The 15,846-nt window shown below is 60.0% G+C and carries 16 protein-coding genes and 2 pseudogenes; 15 read left to right on the forward strand and 3 right to left on the reverse strand.

Annotated elements, in window-relative coordinates; genetic code table 11:
• The first annotated feature begins 255 nt into the window (after nucleotides 1–255).
• Genes WQQ_RS24305 through WQQ_RS10025 form a run of 3 tightly spaced genes read left to right on the forward strand, consistent with a single transcriptional unit; the run spans nucleotide 256 to nucleotide 3,566 of the window.
• The gene (locus WQQ_RS24305; protein WP_157534573.1) at nucleotides 256–1,506 is read left to right on the forward strand and encodes a glycosyltransferase family 28 protein; all 1,251 of its coding nucleotides are present in this window, start codon (nucleotides 256–258) and stop codon (nucleotides 1,504–1,506) included.
• Nucleotides 1,503–2,600: an EpsG family protein gene (locus WQQ_RS10020; protein ID WP_040453332.1), complete on the forward strand. Its 1,098-nt coding sequence runs from the start codon at nucleotides 1,503–1,505 to the stop codon at nucleotides 2,598–2,600. Before WQQ_RS24305 ends, WQQ_RS10020 begins: the two co-directional genes overlap by 4 nt.
• A gap of 51 nt (nucleotides 2,601–2,651) precedes the next feature.
• Nucleotides 2,652–3,566, forward strand: a complete 915-nt coding sequence (locus WQQ_RS10025; RefSeq protein ID WP_083844484.1) for a glycosyltransferase family 2 protein — start codon at nucleotides 2,652–2,654, stop codon at nucleotides 3,564–3,566.
• A gap of 47 nt (nucleotides 3,567–3,613) precedes the next feature.
• Here the strand turns inward: WQQ_RS10025 and WQQ_RS10030 are convergent, their stop codons facing one another.
• From WQQ_RS10030 to WQQ_RS24890, 3 genes and pseudogenes are all read right to left on the reverse strand, one after another.
• Nucleotides 3,614–4,468 (reverse strand): Wzz/FepE/Etk N-terminal domain-containing protein, encoded by an 855-nt coding sequence (locus WQQ_RS10030; RefSeq protein WP_007185041.1) that lies wholly within the window; start codon nucleotides 4,466–4,468, stop codon nucleotides 3,614–3,616.
• 388 nt (nucleotides 4,469–4,856) lie between these two features.
• A pseudogene (locus WQQ_RS10035) lies at nucleotides 4,857–5,306 on the reverse strand (IS3 family transposase); the annotation flags it as partial.
• Nucleotides 5,307–5,552: 246 nt separating this feature from the next.
• Nucleotides 5,553–6,862 (reverse strand): annotated as a pseudogene (locus tag WQQ_RS24890) (IS5 family transposase); the annotation flags it as partial.
• Between the two features lie 399 nt (nucleotides 6,863–7,261).
• Between WQQ_RS24890 and rpsL the strand changes: the two are divergent.
• From rpsL to rpsC, 12 genes are all read left to right on the forward strand, one after another.
• Nucleotides 7,262–7,666, forward strand: coding sequence for a 30S ribosomal protein S12 (gene rpsL, locus WQQ_RS10045; RefSeq protein WP_007185046.1), 405 nt, complete (start codon nucleotides 7,262–7,264; stop codon nucleotides 7,664–7,666).
• A 30-nt stretch (nucleotides 7,667–7,696) separates the two neighbouring features.
• Nucleotides 7,697–8,170 carry a 30S ribosomal protein S7 gene (rpsG, locus tag WQQ_RS10050; protein ID WP_007185047.1) on the forward strand — a complete coding sequence of 158 codons (474 nt, stop codon included), beginning with the start codon at nucleotides 7,697–7,699 and terminating at the stop codon, nucleotides 8,168–8,170.
• A 102-nt stretch (nucleotides 8,171–8,272) separates the two neighbouring features.
• Entirely contained in the window at nucleotides 8,273–10,369 is a 2,097-nt protein-coding gene (gene fusA / locus WQQ_RS10055) for an elongation factor G (protein WP_007185048.1), read from the forward strand.
• 60 nt (nucleotides 10,370–10,429) lie between these two features.
• Nucleotides 10,430–11,632, forward strand: a complete 1,203-nt coding sequence (tuf, locus tag WQQ_RS10060) for an elongation factor Tu (RefSeq protein WP_007185025.1) — start codon at nucleotides 10,430–10,432, stop codon at nucleotides 11,630–11,632.
• A gap of 110 nt (nucleotides 11,633–11,742) precedes the next feature.
• A complete protein-coding gene (gene rpsJ / locus WQQ_RS10065) occupies nucleotides 11,743–12,060 on the forward strand; it encodes a 30S ribosomal protein S10 (protein WP_007185049.1) in 318 nt (105 codons plus the stop codon).
• A gap of 15 nt (nucleotides 12,061–12,075) precedes the next feature.
• Entirely contained in the window at nucleotides 12,076–12,711 is a 636-nt protein-coding gene (gene rplC, locus WQQ_RS10070; protein WP_007185050.1) for a 50S ribosomal protein L3, read from the forward strand.
• 12 nt (nucleotides 12,712–12,723) lie between these two features.
• Nucleotides 12,724–13,329, forward strand: coding sequence for a 50S ribosomal protein L4 (gene rplD / locus WQQ_RS10075; protein WP_007185051.1), 606 nt, complete (start codon nucleotides 12,724–12,726; stop codon nucleotides 13,327–13,329).
• The gene (rplW, locus tag WQQ_RS10080) at nucleotides 13,326–13,655 is read left to right on the forward strand and encodes a 50S ribosomal protein L23 (protein WP_007185052.1); all 330 of its coding nucleotides are present in this window, start codon (nucleotides 13,326–13,328) and stop codon (nucleotides 13,653–13,655) included. The genes rplD and rplW overlap by 4 nt, the downstream gene beginning before the upstream one ends.
• A 21-nt stretch (nucleotides 13,656–13,676) precedes the next feature.
• Nucleotides 13,677–14,513, forward strand: coding sequence for a 50S ribosomal protein L2 (gene rplB / locus WQQ_RS10085; protein ID WP_040453339.1), 837 nt, complete (start codon nucleotides 13,677–13,679; stop codon nucleotides 14,511–14,513).
• A gap of 15 nt (nucleotides 14,514–14,528) precedes the next feature.
• Nucleotides 14,529–14,798 (forward strand): 30S ribosomal protein S19, encoded by a 270-nt coding sequence (gene rpsS, locus WQQ_RS10090; RefSeq protein ID WP_007185054.1) that lies wholly within the window; start codon nucleotides 14,529–14,531, stop codon nucleotides 14,796–14,798.
• A gap of 12 nt (nucleotides 14,799–14,810) precedes the next feature.
• Nucleotides 14,811–15,149 carry a 50S ribosomal protein L22 gene (gene rplV, locus WQQ_RS10095; protein WP_007185055.1) on the forward strand — a complete coding sequence of 113 codons (339 nt, stop codon included), beginning with the start codon at nucleotides 14,811–14,813 and terminating at the stop codon, nucleotides 15,147–15,149.
• A gap of 9 nt (nucleotides 15,150–15,158) precedes the next feature.
• On the forward strand, nucleotides 15,159–15,845 hold the full coding sequence (rpsC, locus tag WQQ_RS10100; RefSeq protein ID WP_007185056.1) for a 30S ribosomal protein S3: 687 nt from the start codon (nucleotides 15,159–15,161) through the stop codon (nucleotides 15,843–15,845).
• Nucleotide 15,846: the final 1 nt, after the last annotated feature.

Consider the following 15,846-nt stretch of genomic DNA (forward strand, 5'->3'; position numbering starts at 1 on the left):
ACGCGTTTTTTATGGCGATGATGATTGCCGACATCGAGTGGAGCTTTCCATTACGCTTTCAGCGACGTTGCAGGATGGGGGGCGCTTGAAGTTTGAAATGAGTCCGAACTCCCCTCAATCTAGCTGGCTGAGCATGGGAGCAGTTAAGCAGTGAGGATATCGGAATCCCCTATTGGACGGTACCCTGAAGCTGGGAGTGCTTGGCACGAATTCAGGGTCGCTGCGGGCCCACTGCTGGGTGAAGCCGAAGCGCTGTTGTTCGAGTTGTACAATCGACGCCGCGGACGGCGCAGCCGCTTTGGGGCTATGCAGGATGGGCTGGAAATGCTGCGGCAATCTTTCGTCCGCAGTGCCGCGGATTCCGAATGGCATCGCGTTCGAACAGTGTTCGTTCTTGACGGCACGGGTGCGAATGGCTTCGCCACTCTGGCGCCTTTGATTGAGCGTTACGTGGATGATCGGGCGCCTGTTGGCATTGTGACGACTTATCGCACGCGTAAGCTGGCTGAGTCGTTGATGGCAAGACTCGACCGCAAATGCTGCATTGCAGACATCGATCACCTTTCCTTGCGCGCCCTTCGAGATGTGGTGGGGGGCTCGCATTGGCGGCAAACGGTACGCTCGATGCTGAGGGATCACGGGCCGGGTGCGCTGCCCTATCTATTGGTCGATGCGGGTCGCCGTGTTGCGCTCGCGGCGCTCATTCGACAGGGCGCCTCGCTGCGTAACTTGTTCGTAGCGAACGAGCGCACGCACGCGAGTGCGCTTGCGCTGTCTCTCGGGGAAGGCAGGCTCAGGCGAATCTGCATTCAGCACGGAGCGCCGATGGCCGAGTATCTGCCCATTGTTTCGGATCATTACTGGGCTTGGGACGCGGTTGTTTGCGGCTGGCTTCGGAAGCATGCGCGGTCCACTAAGGTCGACGTATTCGGCAATCCTCGCGCTGTGCGGGGGCACTCGACTTCGACACCACGGCCTCGGGCGCTTCGGCCGCGCGTGCTCTTCGCAGCACAGCCTCTGGGCATTGACTTTCCCGACGCTGGCTATCTGCGCGTTATCGATCTCGTTTTGGGCCTTGCGGAACGGGATGTGGCGGTTGTGACAAGCAGGCTGCATCCGGCGGACAAGATTGCGAACTATCCGAATTCATATCGAGCGTGGGCGGAGCACGCGTTCAACGAATCTCGCCAGCGCGCTTTCGGCGAGGCCATGCGAGGTGCTGACATCGTAGTGTCCTATGCCTCCACCACTTTGTTCGAGGCAGCCGCGGCGGGGTTGGGCACCATTGCGCTCGATCCGGAGCCTTGCCCTGCACTCGATGATGATCTGTATGGAGTCTTCGCGCGCGCACGCACTGTGTCGGAATTGGTGAATGCAGTCTGCGATTCAAGCCAGAGCGATATTGTGAATCGTGCAGCGACGCTGGACTGGCCCCGTGCGCCCGCCCTGCTCGACGAGGATGTGATCGACGACGTTTGCGCAGGTGCAGGGCTGGCCCGAGCGTGACAATCTACATTGCGCTACTGGCCCTTTGCGTGTTGACGGCTGTGGGCGAGCTAACTGGAGCAAAGGCCAGAACACCGATCTTGATTCTTGCGGTCGCGGTGTTGGCGACAATCGCCGGATTTCGTGGTGGGGATGTCGATCGTGACCATGTACTTTATACGGGCGCTGCGGAACATATTGAATCCGCAATTCTGAACTTTCAGGGTTTCCGGGAGTTCATGTCGCAGTCGTCGTTGGAGCCGACCTTCCTGCTGATTGTCGCGATCACAGTGCTGCTCGGTTTGTCGATCAATTATCTGTTTGTTTTCTACGCTGTCATCAGTCTTTCAGCTAAAATCCGCGCATTTTATGCGCTGACGCCGCTGCCAGCCGTTGCGTTGGCGATTCACGTATCGCGCTTCTATCTGCTTCATGAGATGACGCAGATTCGCGCAAGCGTCGCGATCGCGTTCGTTCTTCTGGCGCTTTGGCAATGGACGGAAGGCAGGCGGCGGGCGGCGACCTTCCTTTGGGTGATCGCACTGTCGTTCCACACGAGTGCGTTGCTCGCGCTCATCTTGCCGTTTCTTTCAGGTAACAGGCCTGTGAGCCGGCTTTGGTTGTTTGCTCCGTGGGCAGCATTGGCTGCCGCTTTGGCGGGGGTGACTGCAGACCTCGTTCTCGTCGAAGTGGCGACGCGCGTGGGGCTTGGCAAGATTGCGATCTACATCCAGCAGTTGCAGCCGGATGTGAGTTCGGACATCAATGTCCTGAGTCCGATATTCCTTGTGGCGACGTTGACCAGTAGCTTACTGATCCTGATGCAGCGCGCGATCATGTTCCCCGGAAGTTCGGCGGTGAGCGCGATTCTGAGAGTGTATGCAGTCGCGCCCTGCATATTTTATTTATTCAGTGGATTTCCCGTATTGGCGTATCGGGCTGCAGAGCTTCTCTTGGCAGTGCAGCCGATCGCGCTAAGCTATTTCTGTGCGATCCCCAGAGTTAGATCGGCTGCCCTTGCCAGCACGATCGCGCTTTGCTTTGCTCAAATGCTTTATTCGCTCTACGTTCTCGAGCTTATAGCGCCCTACGACACTTTCCTGGGCAACAATTGATTGATGTGAGTCGAGCGCCTTTCCCGGCGCTGCTCTTGAAAAGGTGAAACTATGTCGTCCGGTGCCATTATCGTGACCTACAATCCTGACAATTCAGTGCATGCGCTTGTGCAAGCGCTATCGGGGCAAGTTCACAAAGTCGTCGTTGTAGATAACACTCCGGGCTCGCAGCGGCTTTCTTTGCTCGGTGTTCACGCCAACATCAAGGTCGTCGCTAACGGAAACAATCGCGGTATCGCTACGGCTCTGAATCAAGGAATGGAGGAGCTGCGAAAAAGTGGATGCGACTGGTGTTTTTTCTTCGACCAAGATTCCATCGTTCCCGAAAACTATGTGTCAGAAATGCTGGCTTTCGCAGCGCGCTGCCGACTTAGGGAAAAATTCATGATCGCGCCGGATTTCGTTGATCGAAATTCCGGCACTCCGGCGCGTTTCACGCGATTGACTTCGGGCTTGCCAGTGACTGCAACGTGCAGACTCGACGCGCAAGACGGCGAGCTGATTAGCACCTTTGCCATCACCTCCGGGGCGGGGCTGAGGCTGAGGGACTACGGAGTCATTGGCCCTTTTCGCGACGACTTCTTTATCGATTTTGTTGACTCGGAATATTGCCTCAGGGCCTGGAAGCTCGGATTCAAAGTGGCCGTCCATTGCGGTATGTGTATTTCACACGCAATTGGCGAGCGTAGCGTCAAGAAATTCTTGGGTTTGACCATAAAGCCAAACAATCATCGGGCTCTGCGACGTTACTACATCATTCGTAACGGGACGAGGCTTATCGTCGAAAACATTGGAAGCCCCATGCTCGTAGGCTTTTTTTTAGCTCGCTTTGCCCACGAGGCATTGTCGATGATTTATGAAGACAAGCGGGGAAAGAAACTATATGCCATGTCGGTGGGGCTATGGGATGGCCTGTTAGGAAACATGGGCCAATGTGTGCCAAAGCGGGTCTCGTCTTTTGAATAGGAGGCTTTTGTGTGGTGGTATTTGCGTTGACTTGCGTTGGCAAGAAGCTACTCTGGGCGCGGCGGGTGGTCGAAAAGAAGCACGATGACCGAAGAGAAAATAAGTCCCCCCAAAAAGCCTAAAAGTACAATCAATGCGCGCTTGGGGCGAATTTTGCGTTCCGGTACTATGGCCGGATCGATAACTCTGAATGCATAATCTTCGCTCGTCTGCGCCAGCATGATGGTTTTTATTTCACCTTCCACGAGTCCATAAATAGACGACTTAATTTCGATGACACTGGTCTGCGCTAACTGCTGCTGAAGGAATTTGATGTTGTTTTCCGATCGCTCGATTGCTCGTTTGCGCAGCAGGTCATTAGTTCGGGAGATGAGGTCGTTGGCCCATTTGGCTGCCAGCGCAGGGTCGGTCCACTCGATCGAAAGTGTGATCAATGAGGTTTTTTTGTCTTCACCGACAGTGCGTACGACTTTCTCGATTTTCTCGTTCGCATCCCATAGCGTGGGAATTTCGTCGGGATCGGCCGATTTCCACCGGCCAGCCACCTTGTCCCACTGCTTGTGGAAAAGTATAGGTAACAGATTGTTCTGCTCTACAAACGCTTCAGTCAGCGCCCGGGATTTAAGTGTTGCCACCGCTTCAATGCTGCGTTCACCTGCGGAGCTCATGTTCAGTCCCGCCAAGCTGGCGAGTCCACCAAGCCCTTTGAGCCCACCCAATGCGCTGCCTCCATTGTCGCTGGAGACTGGTGCCAGCAGTGCGTCGGCTCTATAGACCGGCGGGGTAATCAGGGCGTAGGCAAGCGCGATGCTGGTGGTGATCGCGGTGGCGCCGACGATCCATTTCCATTTTTTCAGCAGCGGCAAGACAAGTGTCTGAAGCGTGAATTCGTCGTGGGGCATCAGGGGAGTATCAAAAAGAAAGGGATTATATTCAAATGACCAATGCCGGGAGTCTATGTCTGTAGCTGGATCATGACGAGCTTGATCCGAAATTCGGACACCCACTTATCGTCAATGCTATGGCTGGCGCTCAAGATGGTCGATCGTTCGGGGGTGATTACCCGCGGGGTATCGACGGCTATGTGTTTCAGGAATAGGGTCCCCACTTCGATGCCGGGGTGAACTCTGTACTCGGCGGTTTCTTCGCCGTTGATGATGAGTTGGATATGGTCGGAATCCGGCGCTTTAGACGCCGTGGTTCACGGAGGCTTCTATCACTGCTTCGATCACTTGAGCGTGGTAGTTGAGGCGAATTTCCCGGGTGAACCGGCCAGAGTTTCGTGGCCACTCAAGAGCCGTGTCGCGCGTAGCGCCGTTCAAACTCTACCGGTGAAAGATCGCCAGCGGAACCATGCCGTCGCACCGGGTTGTAAAACATCTCGATGTAATCGAACACGTCCGACGCAGCAGCTTGGGGTGTCGGATAGATTCGTCGCTTGATCCGCTCCTTGTTCAGCGCGCCGAAGAAGATCTCGGCGACCGCATTGTCGTGGCAGTTCTCGCGGCGGCTCATGCTCGGCACCATCCGATGTGCCTTCAGGAACGATTGCCAGTCGTCGCTGGTGAACTGACACTCTTGATCGGAGTGCACCAGGACGCCGGGGCTTGGCTTGCGTTTCCAGACCGCAGCCAGTAGCGCCTGCAGCACCAGATCGCGCGTCATCGTCGCTTGCGTCGCCCAGCCGACGATCTGGCGCGAGTACAGGTCCATCACCGCCGTCAGGAACAGCCAGCCTTGGCAAAGTACGCAGCGGCTTTTTTAAAATGTCGCGCTCCTCGGCCAGGCGCTTCACCTCGGCCTTGAGACGCCGCATTTCCGCGCTCTGCTCCGCATCGCCTCGGGCCGGCGTTGCCGGCTGGCCAAACTTGCGCTTCCACTCGTACAGAGTCGCCTCTGAAGAATCCGAAATTCAATCTGAAGCCAGCGACCGATAAAGGGATATCTGTCATCGGATGTGCAGGCCTCGCGTCGAGGATCGAGCCTTCGCCCGATCACGGCCTGGGTGGTGAGCAGCAAAGCGGTGATCCATCGCATCAGCCAGCGCAGGTTGTAGCCGGCAGCGCAGAGCACGGCGTGCATCGCATCGCCGGTGGCGCCCTTCAAGTGGCAGCTGCGTAGTCGGCAATCGTCCTTGGCATGGCCGATGATGGGTTCGATGCTCTGTCGACGTTTGAGCCAGCGTTTCTGCGTTCGGGTCAGGTGCTTCAAGCCACGATGCAGAATGTCGAGGCCTTCGATTTTGCGTCCGCGAAAGCCCAGATCGACGATGACGTGCCGGGGTTTCACCTCCGTGAGAATAGAAACCTGCTCGATCTGCTCGGCCAGCGTGTCGCCGTCGTAGGGATTACCGGCGAAGCTGCGTGCTCCGACGAGCAAGCCCTGCTTGGCGGTGACAGCCAAGCCGACTTTGACGCCGAACTTGTAAGGATTGCGTGCCTGCCCTTACCGATGCACTTAACCTCGGGCGCATGCAGTGCGTAGAACTTGTTCTGGTCCTTTGGCTTTTGCTGCTGAAGTTGCGCGATTCTGTCCAGCCACGGCGACATCGCGGCTTGCTGCTCAGCGCTGGCCTTGCGCTGCACATCGCGCAGCAAGCGGCCCAGAATCGTGCGCAGGCGCTTGAGGAGGCAGCACAGCCGCTCGAACTGCCTGGCATGCGTATAACCGAACCGGCAGCGCCTACGCCGCAGCGTCGGGCCTTCGCGCTCGTAGCGCTGCCGAAGCGGGATGCCACAGCGCAGCGCCAGCTGCGCCAGCTTCTTGCGCGCCACTTCGAGCAGGCGGCTATCGGTGGGATAAGCGATCGCCTTCTCCTGCACCGTGGTGTCGACGATCACGCGCGAAAGATCAGCGGGCTTGATCGCATTCAGCTCCTTGGCTGCGTCGATGCTCTGCGCCAGCAGCTCTTCCAGCCCTGCTTCGCCCAGGCGCTCGAGCGCGCGTCAGCGACGAGGGATCGCAGGGAAAGCGGGTTTGAAAGAACACTTCGCCGCAGAAGAACTGCCAGTATGGGTTTTCCAGCCAACGCTCGCAGAGGGCTTCGTCCGACAAGTTGTACGCATGCTTCAGATACAGCAGCCCGCACATCAAGCGCAGCGACAGAGCGGGACGGCCGCCCGCCTTGGGTTCGGCTGGCAACAGGCTCGACAACGCTGGGCCATGGCGTCCCAGGACATCACCGCCGAACGCTTGCACAGCGAATGCCGCAGATCGATCTGCGCATCCAGGCGATTGCGAAACAGGCCGGTCGAAACCGACGCGGCGCTCTGAACGGGAGTGGGCTGATGCCGCATGCGAAAACCCTTGCTGAAATTGCCAGGATCCATCCGCGGTACTATCTTTCCGGCATTTTCAGCATGCCATTTCCGGGCCTATCTGACTGTCTGGGCGTGACTTTTGGGATTCTTCAGGGACGACGAATGACCGTCGATTGGCTTTTTTTCTCATACGGGTCCTCCGTTGGGGGCAATTCTCCGCGGTCAGGCAGCTGCCGCCTTGTGCAGACACACGGACATTCTGCGTTGCAGGGTTGGCAAGCTGCTCTCTGACCGATCCGCCAGCAAGTGTCTGAGATAACTTGCTCGCGCCCAGTGTATTGACAGCATTTTCCGGCACCTTTACGATGCGCGCCCTTCCAGATTGGCTGCTAAATGCGGCCTGTCCTCTCTTTGTCAAGCCGGGAAGTATCCAGCGTGCCCACAATCAATCAGCTCGTGCGGAATTGCCGCAGCCCGAAGACCTACAAGAGCAAGGCTCCGGCGCTCGAAGCCTCGCCCCAGAAGCGCGGCGTCTGCACCCGCGTCTACACGACCACCCCGAAGAAGCCCAACTCCGCTCTTCGTAAGGTCTGCCGTGTTCGCCTGACCAATGGCTTCGAAGTCACCAGCTACATCGGCGGTGAGGGCCATAACCTGCAGGAGCACAGCGTCGTCATGATTCGTGGCGGCCGTGTCAAGGATCTTCCCGGTGTTCGTTATCACACGGTTCGTGGTGCGCTCGACGCTTCCGGCGTCGACAAGCGCCGTCAGGGCCGTTCCAAGTACGGTGCGAAGCGTCCCAAGCCGGGCGCCGCTGCTGCCGCCACCAAGAAGAAGTAAGCCCTGAAGTCGAAGGTCTAGAGACTCGCCATGTCCCGTCGTCGCAAGCCCGAAATCCGCGTCATCCTCCCCGATCCCAAGTACAAGAACCTGGTCGTGACCAAGTTCATGAACATGGTCATGGAAGATGGCAAGAAGTCCGTCGCCGAAAAGATCGTTTACGGTGCGCTCGATCAGATCGCAACCAAGAAGAAGTCCAACGAGCCGGCGGTGATTCTGCAGGCTGCGTTCGACAACGTCGCGCCGTCGGTCGAGGTCAAGTCCCGCCGCGTCGGTGGTGCCACCTATCAGGTGCCGGTCGAAGTGCGTTCGACCCGCCGCACCACGCTGGCCATGCGCTGGGTGATCGATGCCGCTTCCAAGCGCGGCGAAAAGTCGATGGCCGACCGCCTCGCCGGCGAGCTGCTGGATGCCTCTGAGCACCGCGGCGCCGCCGTCAAGAAGCGCGAAGACACGCACAAGATGGCCGAAGCCAACAAGGCTTTCGCGCACTTCCGCTGGTAAGCAGTCCGCTTCACGCGCTTGTAGCCGCCGGCTGGTAAAAGCCGGCGGCGTCCCCATATCGGGGGTCCCGTTCCGTTCTCGGAACTCCCAACGAGTTTGATCATGGCACGCACTACGCCCATCGAGCGCTACCGCAACATCGGTATTTCCGCTCACATCGACGCCGGCAAGACCACCACCACCGAGCGCGTCCTGTTCTACACGGGCGTGAACCACAAGATCGGTGAAGTGCACGACGGTGCCGCCACCATGGACTGGATGGAGCAGGAACAGGAGCGTGGCATCACGATCACCTCCGCTGCGACCACGACGTTCTGGAAGGGCATGGCCAACCAGTTCGATCAGCACCGCATCAACATCATCGACACCCCCGGCCACGTCGACTTCACGATCGAAGTCGAGCGCTCCATGCGCGTGCTCGATGGCGCCTGCATGCTGTACTGCGCCGTCGGTGGCGTGCAGCCGCAGTCGGAAACGGTCTGGCGCCAAGCCACCAAGTACAAAGTTCCGCGTCTCGCGTTCGTCAACAAGATGGACCGCACGGGCGCCGACTTCTTCAAGGTCGTCAAGCAGATGAAGGAAAAGCTCCGGGCGAACCCGGTGCCGATCCAGATTCCGATCGGTGCCGAGGACAAGTTCCAGGGCGTCGTCGACCTCGTGAAGATGAAGGCCATTCTGTGGAACGACGCCGACAAGGGCGTGACCTTCAGCTACGGTGACATTCCGGCCGATCTGGTCGAAGTCGCCAAGAAGTGGCGCGAGAACCTCGTCGAAGCGGCTGCGGAAGCCAGCGAAGACCTGATGAACAAGTACCTCGAGAACGGCGACCTTGATGAGGCCGATCTCAAGGCGGCGATTCGTCAGCGTACGCTCGCGCTCGAGATCTTCCCGATGCTCTGCGGCTCGGCGTTCAAGAACAAGGGCGTGCAGGCCATGCTCGACGCCGTCGTCGAGTATCTGCCGGCGCCGACCGACGTGCCTTCGACCGAAGCGCACGATGTCGACGACTACGAAAAGATCATCGAGCGCAAGGCCAGCGACGAAGAGCCGTTCTCGGCGCTCGCGTTCAAGATCATGACCGACAAGTACGTCGGCGCGCTCACCTTCATCCGCGTCTACTCGGGCGTGCTGAAGCAGGGCGACTCGGTCTACAACTCGCGCAACGGCAAGAACGAGCGCATCGGCCGTCTCGTGCAGATGCACGCCAACGAGCAGAAGGCGGTCGACGAAGTCCGTGCCGGCGACATCGCCGCCGCGGTCGGTCTGAAGGACGTCTATACCGGTACGACCCTGGCTGCGCAGAACGCGCCGGTCGTGCTCGAGCGCATGATCTTCCCGGAGCCGGTGATCAGCCAGGCCGTCGAGCCGAAGACCAAGGCCGACCAGGAAAAGATGGGCATCGCGCTGTCGCGCCTGGCCCAGGAAGATCCGTCGTTCCGCGTCTTCACCGACGAGGAAACCGGCCAGACCATCATGTCCGGCATGGGCGAGCTGCACCTCGAAATTCTGGTCGATCGCATGAAGCGCGAGTACAGCGTCGAAGCGAACGTCGGTGCGCCGCAGGTGGCTTACCGCGAAACGATCCGCAAGGGCGTCGAGCAGGAAGGCAAGTACGCCAAGCAGTCGGGCGGTAAGGGCCAGTTCGGCCACGTCTGGCTCAAGATCGAGCCGAACGAGGAAGGCAAAGGCTTCGAGTTCGTCAACGCGATCGTCGGTGGTTCGATTCCGAAGGAATTCATCCCGGCCGTCGACAAGGGTCTGCGCGACGCGATCAAGACCGGCGTGATGGCGGGCTACCCCGTCGTCGACGTCAAGATTACGCTGTTCGACGGTTCGTACCACGAAGTCGACTCGTCGGAAATCGCGTTCCGCGTTGCCGCGTCGATGGCGTTCAAGGAAGGCTGCGCCAAGGCCAGCCCGGTGATCCTCGAGCCGATCATGGCGGTTGAAGTGGAAACGCCGGAAGACTATACCGGCGACGTCATGGGCGATCTCAACCGTCGTCGCGGCGTGATCCTCGGCATGGAAGACAACTTCGGTGCCAAGGTCGTGTCGGCTGAAGTGCCGCTCGCCGAAATGTTCGGTTACTCCACGACGCTGCGCTCGATGAGCCAGGGCCGTGCGACGTACACGATGGAATTCAAGAAGTATCAGGAAGCGCCGCGCAATGTCGCCGAAGCGCTCGCGAAGAAGAAGTAAGCATTTCTTCTCTCGCTTTTCTCAACGCATACGCATTAGCTAACAAAGAGGTCCGCTGTCATGGGTAAGGAAAAATTCGAACGCGCGAAGCCGCACGTGAACGTGGGGACGATTGGTCACGTTGACCACGGCAAGACGACGACGACGGCGGCGCTGACGAAGATTTCGTCGGACAAGTACGGGAAGACGAAGTACGTTGCGTACGACGAAGTGGCGAAGGCATCGGAATCGCAGGGGCGTCGTGACAGCACGAAGATTCTGACGATCGCGACGTCGCACGTGGAGTACGAAACGGACACGCGCCACTACGCGCACGTGGACTGCCCTGGCCACGCGGACTATGTGAAGAACATGATCACGGGAGCGGCGCAGATGGACGGCGCGATCCTGGTGGTGTCGGCGGTTGACGGCCCGATGCCGCAGACGCGCGAACACGTTCTGCTGGCCAAGCAGGTGAACGTGCCGAAGGTGGTGGTGTGGCTGAACAAGTGCGATCTCGTGGAAGATCCGGAGTTGCTGGAACTGGTCGAAATGGAAGTTCGCGACCTGTTGAGCAAGTACGGCTTCCCTGGCGACGACACCCCGATCATCCGCGGCAGCGCCACGAAGGCGATTGCTGGCGAGCCGGAGTGGGTTGCCAAGGTTGAAGAGTTGTACAACGCGCTGGACACGTACATTCCGGAGCCGGAGCGCGAGACGGACAAGCCGTTCCTGCTGCCGGTGGAAGACGTGTTCTCGATCTCGGGACGCGGCACGGTGGCGACGGGTCGTATCGAGCGTGGCGTGGTGAAGGTGGGTGAGACGGTGGAAATCGTCGGCATCCGCCCGACGGCGACGACGACGATCACGGGCGTGGAAATGTTCCGCAAGCTGCTGGATCAGGGCCAGGCCGGTGACAACGTGGGCCTGCTGCTGCGCGGCACGAAGAAGGAAGACATCGAACGCGGCCAGGTGCTGTGCAAGCCGGGCTCGATCAAGCCGCACTCGAAGTTCGAGGGCGAGCTGTACGTGCTGACGAAGGAAGAGGGTGGTCGTCACACGCCGTTCTTCAAGGGCTACCGTCCGCAGTTCTACTTCCGGACGACGGACGTGACGGGCTCGGTGGAGCTGCCGGAAGGCACGGAGATGGTGATGCCGGGCGACAACATCAAGGTGTCGGTTGAGCTGATCAACCCGATCGCGATGGAAGAGCAGGTTCGCTTCGCGATCCGCGAAGGCGGCCGCACCGTCGGCGCCGGCGTCGTCACCAAGATCCTCGCGTAAGGATTTCTCGAAAAACTTCGAGAAACCGCTTCACAAAGCTAAGCGGGGCGCGTAGAATTCGCGCCCCGCTGTTTGTTTCCCACCGTTCTTTTAAAGACTGAGACCTCAGCATGGCCGCGACCAGCCAATCTATTCGCATCCGGCTCAAGGCGTTCGATCACCGACTTATCGACAAGTCGGCGAAGGAAATCGTCGAGACCGCGAAGCGGACCGGCGCCGTCGTGCGCGGGCCCATCCCGCTGCCGACTCGCAAAGAGCGTTTCACCATTCTGGTTTCGCCGCACGCCGACAAGGACGCGCGCGACCAGTATGAAATTCGCACCCACAAGCGCCTGATGCAGATCGTGGACCCGACGGAAAAGACCGTCGATGCGCTCTCGAAGCTCGACCTCCCCGCGGGCGTCGAAGTCCAGATCAAGGTCAACTAAGGCGAGACACCAGACATGACTATCGCCATCATTGGTCGCAAAGCCGGCATGACGCGAGTCTTCACCGAATCCGGTGAATCGATTCCCGTCACCGTCATCGAATGCAGCCCCAACCGCATCACCCAGCTCAAGTCCGTCGAAACCGACGGCTACAAGGCTGTCCAGGTGACGGCGGGTGAGGTCAAGACCTCTCGCGTCAACAAGGCGCTGACGGGTCATTACAAGAAGGCCGGCACCGCTGCCGGTCGTCTGCTCCGCGAAATCCGTCTCGAAGAGTCCGAAGGTGCTGATTTCGCGCTGGGCGGCGAAATCAAAGTCGACGCGTTCGATGGCATCAAGGCCGTCGACGTGACCGGCACCAGCATCGGCAAGGGCTTCGCCGGCGTGCAGAAGCGTTGGAACTTCGGTGGTGGCCGTGCCTCGCACGGTAACTCGCTGAGCCATCGCGCTCCAGGCTCCATCGGTCAGCGCCAGTCCCCCGGCAAGGTGTGGAAGGGCAAGAAGATGGCTGGGCACATGGGCAACAAGCGCGTCACCGCGCTGAACCTCGACCTCGTCAAGATCGACGTCGAGCGCAATCTGCTGCTGGTCAAGGGCGCCGTCCCGGGCCATGCGAACAGCGACGTCATCGTTCGCCCGACCGTGAAGTAAGGACGAGCCACCATGGAACTCTCAGTTCATAACAGCACCGACAAGCTCGACGTCTCCGACGCCGTCTTCGGTGTCGCGTACAACGAAGCGCTCGTGCACCAGATCGTGACGGCCTATCAGGCTGCCGGTCGTGCGGGCACCAAGAAGCAGAAGACCAAGGGCGAAGTCCGCGGCGGCGGCAAGAAGCCATGGAAGCAGAAGGGTACGGGTCAGGCTCGCGCCGGCTCGATCCGCAGCCCGCTGTGGCGCGGCGGCGGCAAGACCCACGCTGCGGTTCCGCGTGACTTTTCGCAGAAGGTCAACCGCAAGATGTATCGCGGCGCCATCCGCTCGATCGTCTCCGAGCTCGCCCGTGGCGGTCACCTCGTCGTCACCAACGACTTCGTCGTCGACGCCGGCAAGACCAAGTCGCTGGTCGCCAAGCTCGCGGGCTTCGGTGTCAACGACGTGCTGATCGTGTCGGAAGCCATCGACGCCAACCTGTATCTGTCCGCTCGCAACCTGTTCAAGGTCGGCCTGTGCGATGTCGCCGCGCTCGATCCGGTCACGCTGCTGGCGCATGAAAAGGTCGTGATCACGGCCGAATCCGTCAAGAAGCTGGAGGCCTGGCTGTCATGAGCGCCAACACCAAAATCACCAAGGTTTCCAGCGAGCGGATTCACCGCATCATCCTGGCTCCCGTGATCTCCGAAAAGAGCACGCGCGCTGCTGAGAAGCACAACCAGGCGGTGTTCAAGGTTCTCGGCGACGCCAAGAAGCCCGAGATCAAGATCGCCGTGGAAACGCTGTTCAAGGTCAAGGTCGAAGACGTCCAGACGTTGAACGTGAAGGGCAAGACGAAGCGTTTCGGCCAGTTCCAGGGCCGTCGTTCGGATTGGAAGAAAGCTTACGTCACGCTCGCCGAAGGCCAGGAAATCGACTTCCTGGGCGGCGCCAGCGCCTAAAGCACCTAGAGAGATAAGACCATGCCATTGGTCCAAATGAAACCGACGTCGCCGGGCCGTCGCCACCAGGTCAAGGTGGTCACGCCGGGTCTGTGGAAGGGTGAGCCGCATGCCCCGCTGCTGGAGAAGAATGCTCCGGCCGGCGCGCGCAACAACAACGGCCACATCACCACGCGCCACAAGGGCGGCGGTCACAAGCAGACGTACCGCGTGATCGATTTCAAGCGCAACAAGGACGGTATTCCGGCCAAGGTCGAGCGCATCGAATACGATCCGAACCGTTCGGCTCACATCGCGCTGCTGTGCTATGCCGATGGCGAGCGGCGCTACATCATCGCGGCCCGCGGTCTCGAAGCCGGCGCGACCGTGCAATCGGGCGCCGATGCGCCGATCAAGCCGGGCAACACGCTGCCGCTGCGCAACATTCCGCTCGGCTCGACCGTTCACTGTATCGAGCTGCGTCCCGGCAAAGGCGCGCAGCTGGCCCGCTCGGCCGGTGCCGCGGTGCAGCTGGTCGCCCGCGAAGGCGAGTACGCGACGATCCGTCTGCGTTCCGGCGAGATGCGCAAGGTGCACGCCGACGGTCGCGCCACGGTTGGCGAAGTCGCCAACTCCGAGCACAACCTGCGTCAGTACGGCAAGGCCGGCGCCAAGCGTTGGAAGGGCATTCGCCCGACCGTTCGCGGCGTCGTCATGAACCCGGTCGACCACCCGCACGGTGGTGGTGAAGGCAAGTCCGGCCAGGGTAATCCGCACCCGGTGACGCCGTGGGGCCAGCAGACCAAGGGCCTCAAGACGCGCAAGAACAAGCGCACCGACAAGTTCATCGTTCGCTCGCGCCACAAGGCGAAGAAGTAAGAGTAAGGATTAGCCATGCCGCGTTCCGTAAAGAAAGGTCCGTTCGTCGACCATCACCTGGCCAAGAAGGTCGGTGATATGGCGGGCAGCCGCGTCAAGAAGCCGATCAAGACCTGGTCGCGTCGCTCGATGGTGACCCCGGAGTTCGTGGGTCTGACCATCCAGGTGCACAACGGCAAGCAGCACATGCCGGTGTTCATCACCGACAACATGGTCGGCCACAAGCTCGGCGAATTCGCGCCCACCCGGACCTTCAAGGGTCACGGCGGCGACAAGAAGGCTTAAGGAGCCCGCGTCATGCAGACCCAAGCCGTTTTGAAGTTCGCTCGCCTGTCTCCGCAGAAGGGTCGCCTCGTGGCCGACCTGATCCGTGGCAAGAAGGTCGACGAGGCTCTCAATATCCTCAAGTTCTCCAACCAGCGCGCCGCCGGCATCATCAAGAAGGTGCTCGACTCGGCGATCGCCAACGCGGAGAACAACAACGGTGCCGACGTCGACGAACTCAAGATCTCGCAGATCCTCGTCGATGGCGGGCCGGTGATGAAGCGTATCCGTCCGCGCGCCAAGGGCCGCGCCGATCGCATCTCCAAGCCGACCAGCCACGTCACCATCCGCGTTTCGGACGAATCCAAGTAAGGCAGAGCCATGGGACACAAAGTTAATCCGAACGGTTTCCGCCTTGGCATCACCACGCATTGGACGTCCAACTGGTACGCCGAGCGGCGCGCCTATGGTGAGAACCTCAACAAGGACATCGCGGTTCGCGAGTTCCTGCGTAAGAAGCTCGCCAGCGCCTCGGTTTCGAAGATCCAGATCGACCGTCCCGCCAAGTCGGCTCGCGTGACCATCCACACGGCGCGCCCCGGCATCGTCATCGGCAAGAAGGGCGAGGACATCGAGAAGCTGAAGCAGGAAGTCGCCGTCAAGATGGGCCTCAAGGCCGACAGCGTGCACATTTCCGTCGAGGAAATTCGCAAGCCGGAGCTCGACGCCCGCCTGATCGCCGAATCCGTTGCGCAGCAGCTCGAGCGCCGCATCATGTTCCGTCGCGCCATGAAGCGCGCGGTGCAGAACGCCATGCGCCTCGGTGCGGGCGGCATCAAGATTCAGGTCGGTGGTCGTCTGAACGGCGCCGAGATCGCGCGCACCGAGTGGTACCGCGAAGGCCGCGTGCCGCTTCACACCCTGCGTGCCGTTGTCGATTACAACACGGCCGAAGCCAAGACCACCTACGGCATCATCGGTGTCAAGGTCTGGGTGTTCACGGGTGAATCCTTCGACGCCGGCAGCGCCGGCAAGAAGGAAGAAGCCGCCGAAGCCGCCACCGCATAAG

The sequence above is a fragment of the Hydrocarboniphaga effusa AP103 genome (genome assembly GCF_000271305.1).
Classification (GTDB): Bacteria; Pseudomonadota; Gammaproteobacteria; order Nevskiales; family Nevskiaceae; genus Hydrocarboniphaga; species Hydrocarboniphaga effusa.

What these genes read in the sequence shown, in the direction of transcription:
- WQQ_RS10025 (WP_083844484.1), top strand. Translation starts at nt 2,652, where the DNA reads ATGTCGTCCGGTGCCATTATCGTGACCTACAATCCTGACAATTCAGTG.
- WQQ_RS10030 (WP_007185041.1), bottom strand. Translation starts at nt 4,468, where the DNA reads ATGCCCCACGACGAATTCACGCTTCAGACACTTGTCTTGCCGCTGCTG.
- rpsG (WP_007185047.1), top strand. Translation starts at nt 7,697, where the DNA reads ATGTCCCGTCGTCGCAAGCCCGAAATCCGCGTCATCCTCCCCGATCCC.
- fusA (WP_007185048.1), top strand. Translation starts at nt 8,273, where the DNA reads ATGGCACGCACTACGCCCATCGAGCGCTACCGCAACATCGGTATTTCC.
- tuf (WP_007185025.1), top strand. Translation starts at nt 10,430, where the DNA reads ATGGGTAAGGAAAAATTCGAACGCGCGAAGCCGCACGTGAACGTGGGG.
- rpsJ (WP_007185049.1), top strand. Translation starts at nt 11,743, where the DNA reads ATGGCCGCGACCAGCCAATCTATTCGCATCCGGCTCAAGGCGTTCGAT.
- rplC (WP_007185050.1), top strand. Translation starts at nt 12,076, where the DNA reads ATGACTATCGCCATCATTGGTCGCAAAGCCGGCATGACGCGAGTCTTC.
- rplD (WP_007185051.1), top strand. Translation starts at nt 12,724, where the DNA reads ATGGAACTCTCAGTTCATAACAGCACCGACAAGCTCGACGTCTCCGAC.
- rplW (WP_007185052.1), top strand. Translation starts at nt 13,326, where the DNA reads ATGAGCGCCAACACCAAAATCACCAAGGTTTCCAGCGAGCGGATTCAC.
- rplB (WP_040453339.1), top strand. Translation starts at nt 13,677, where the DNA reads ATGCCATTGGTCCAAATGAAACCGACGTCGCCGGGCCGTCGCCACCAG.
- rpsS (WP_007185054.1), top strand. Translation starts at nt 14,529, where the DNA reads ATGCCGCGTTCCGTAAAGAAAGGTCCGTTCGTCGACCATCACCTGGCC.
- rplV (WP_007185055.1), top strand. Translation starts at nt 14,811, where the DNA reads ATGCAGACCCAAGCCGTTTTGAAGTTCGCTCGCCTGTCTCCGCAGAAG.
- rpsC (WP_007185056.1), top strand. Translation starts at nt 15,159, where the DNA reads ATGGGACACAAAGTTAATCCGAACGGTTTCCGCCTTGGCATCACCACG.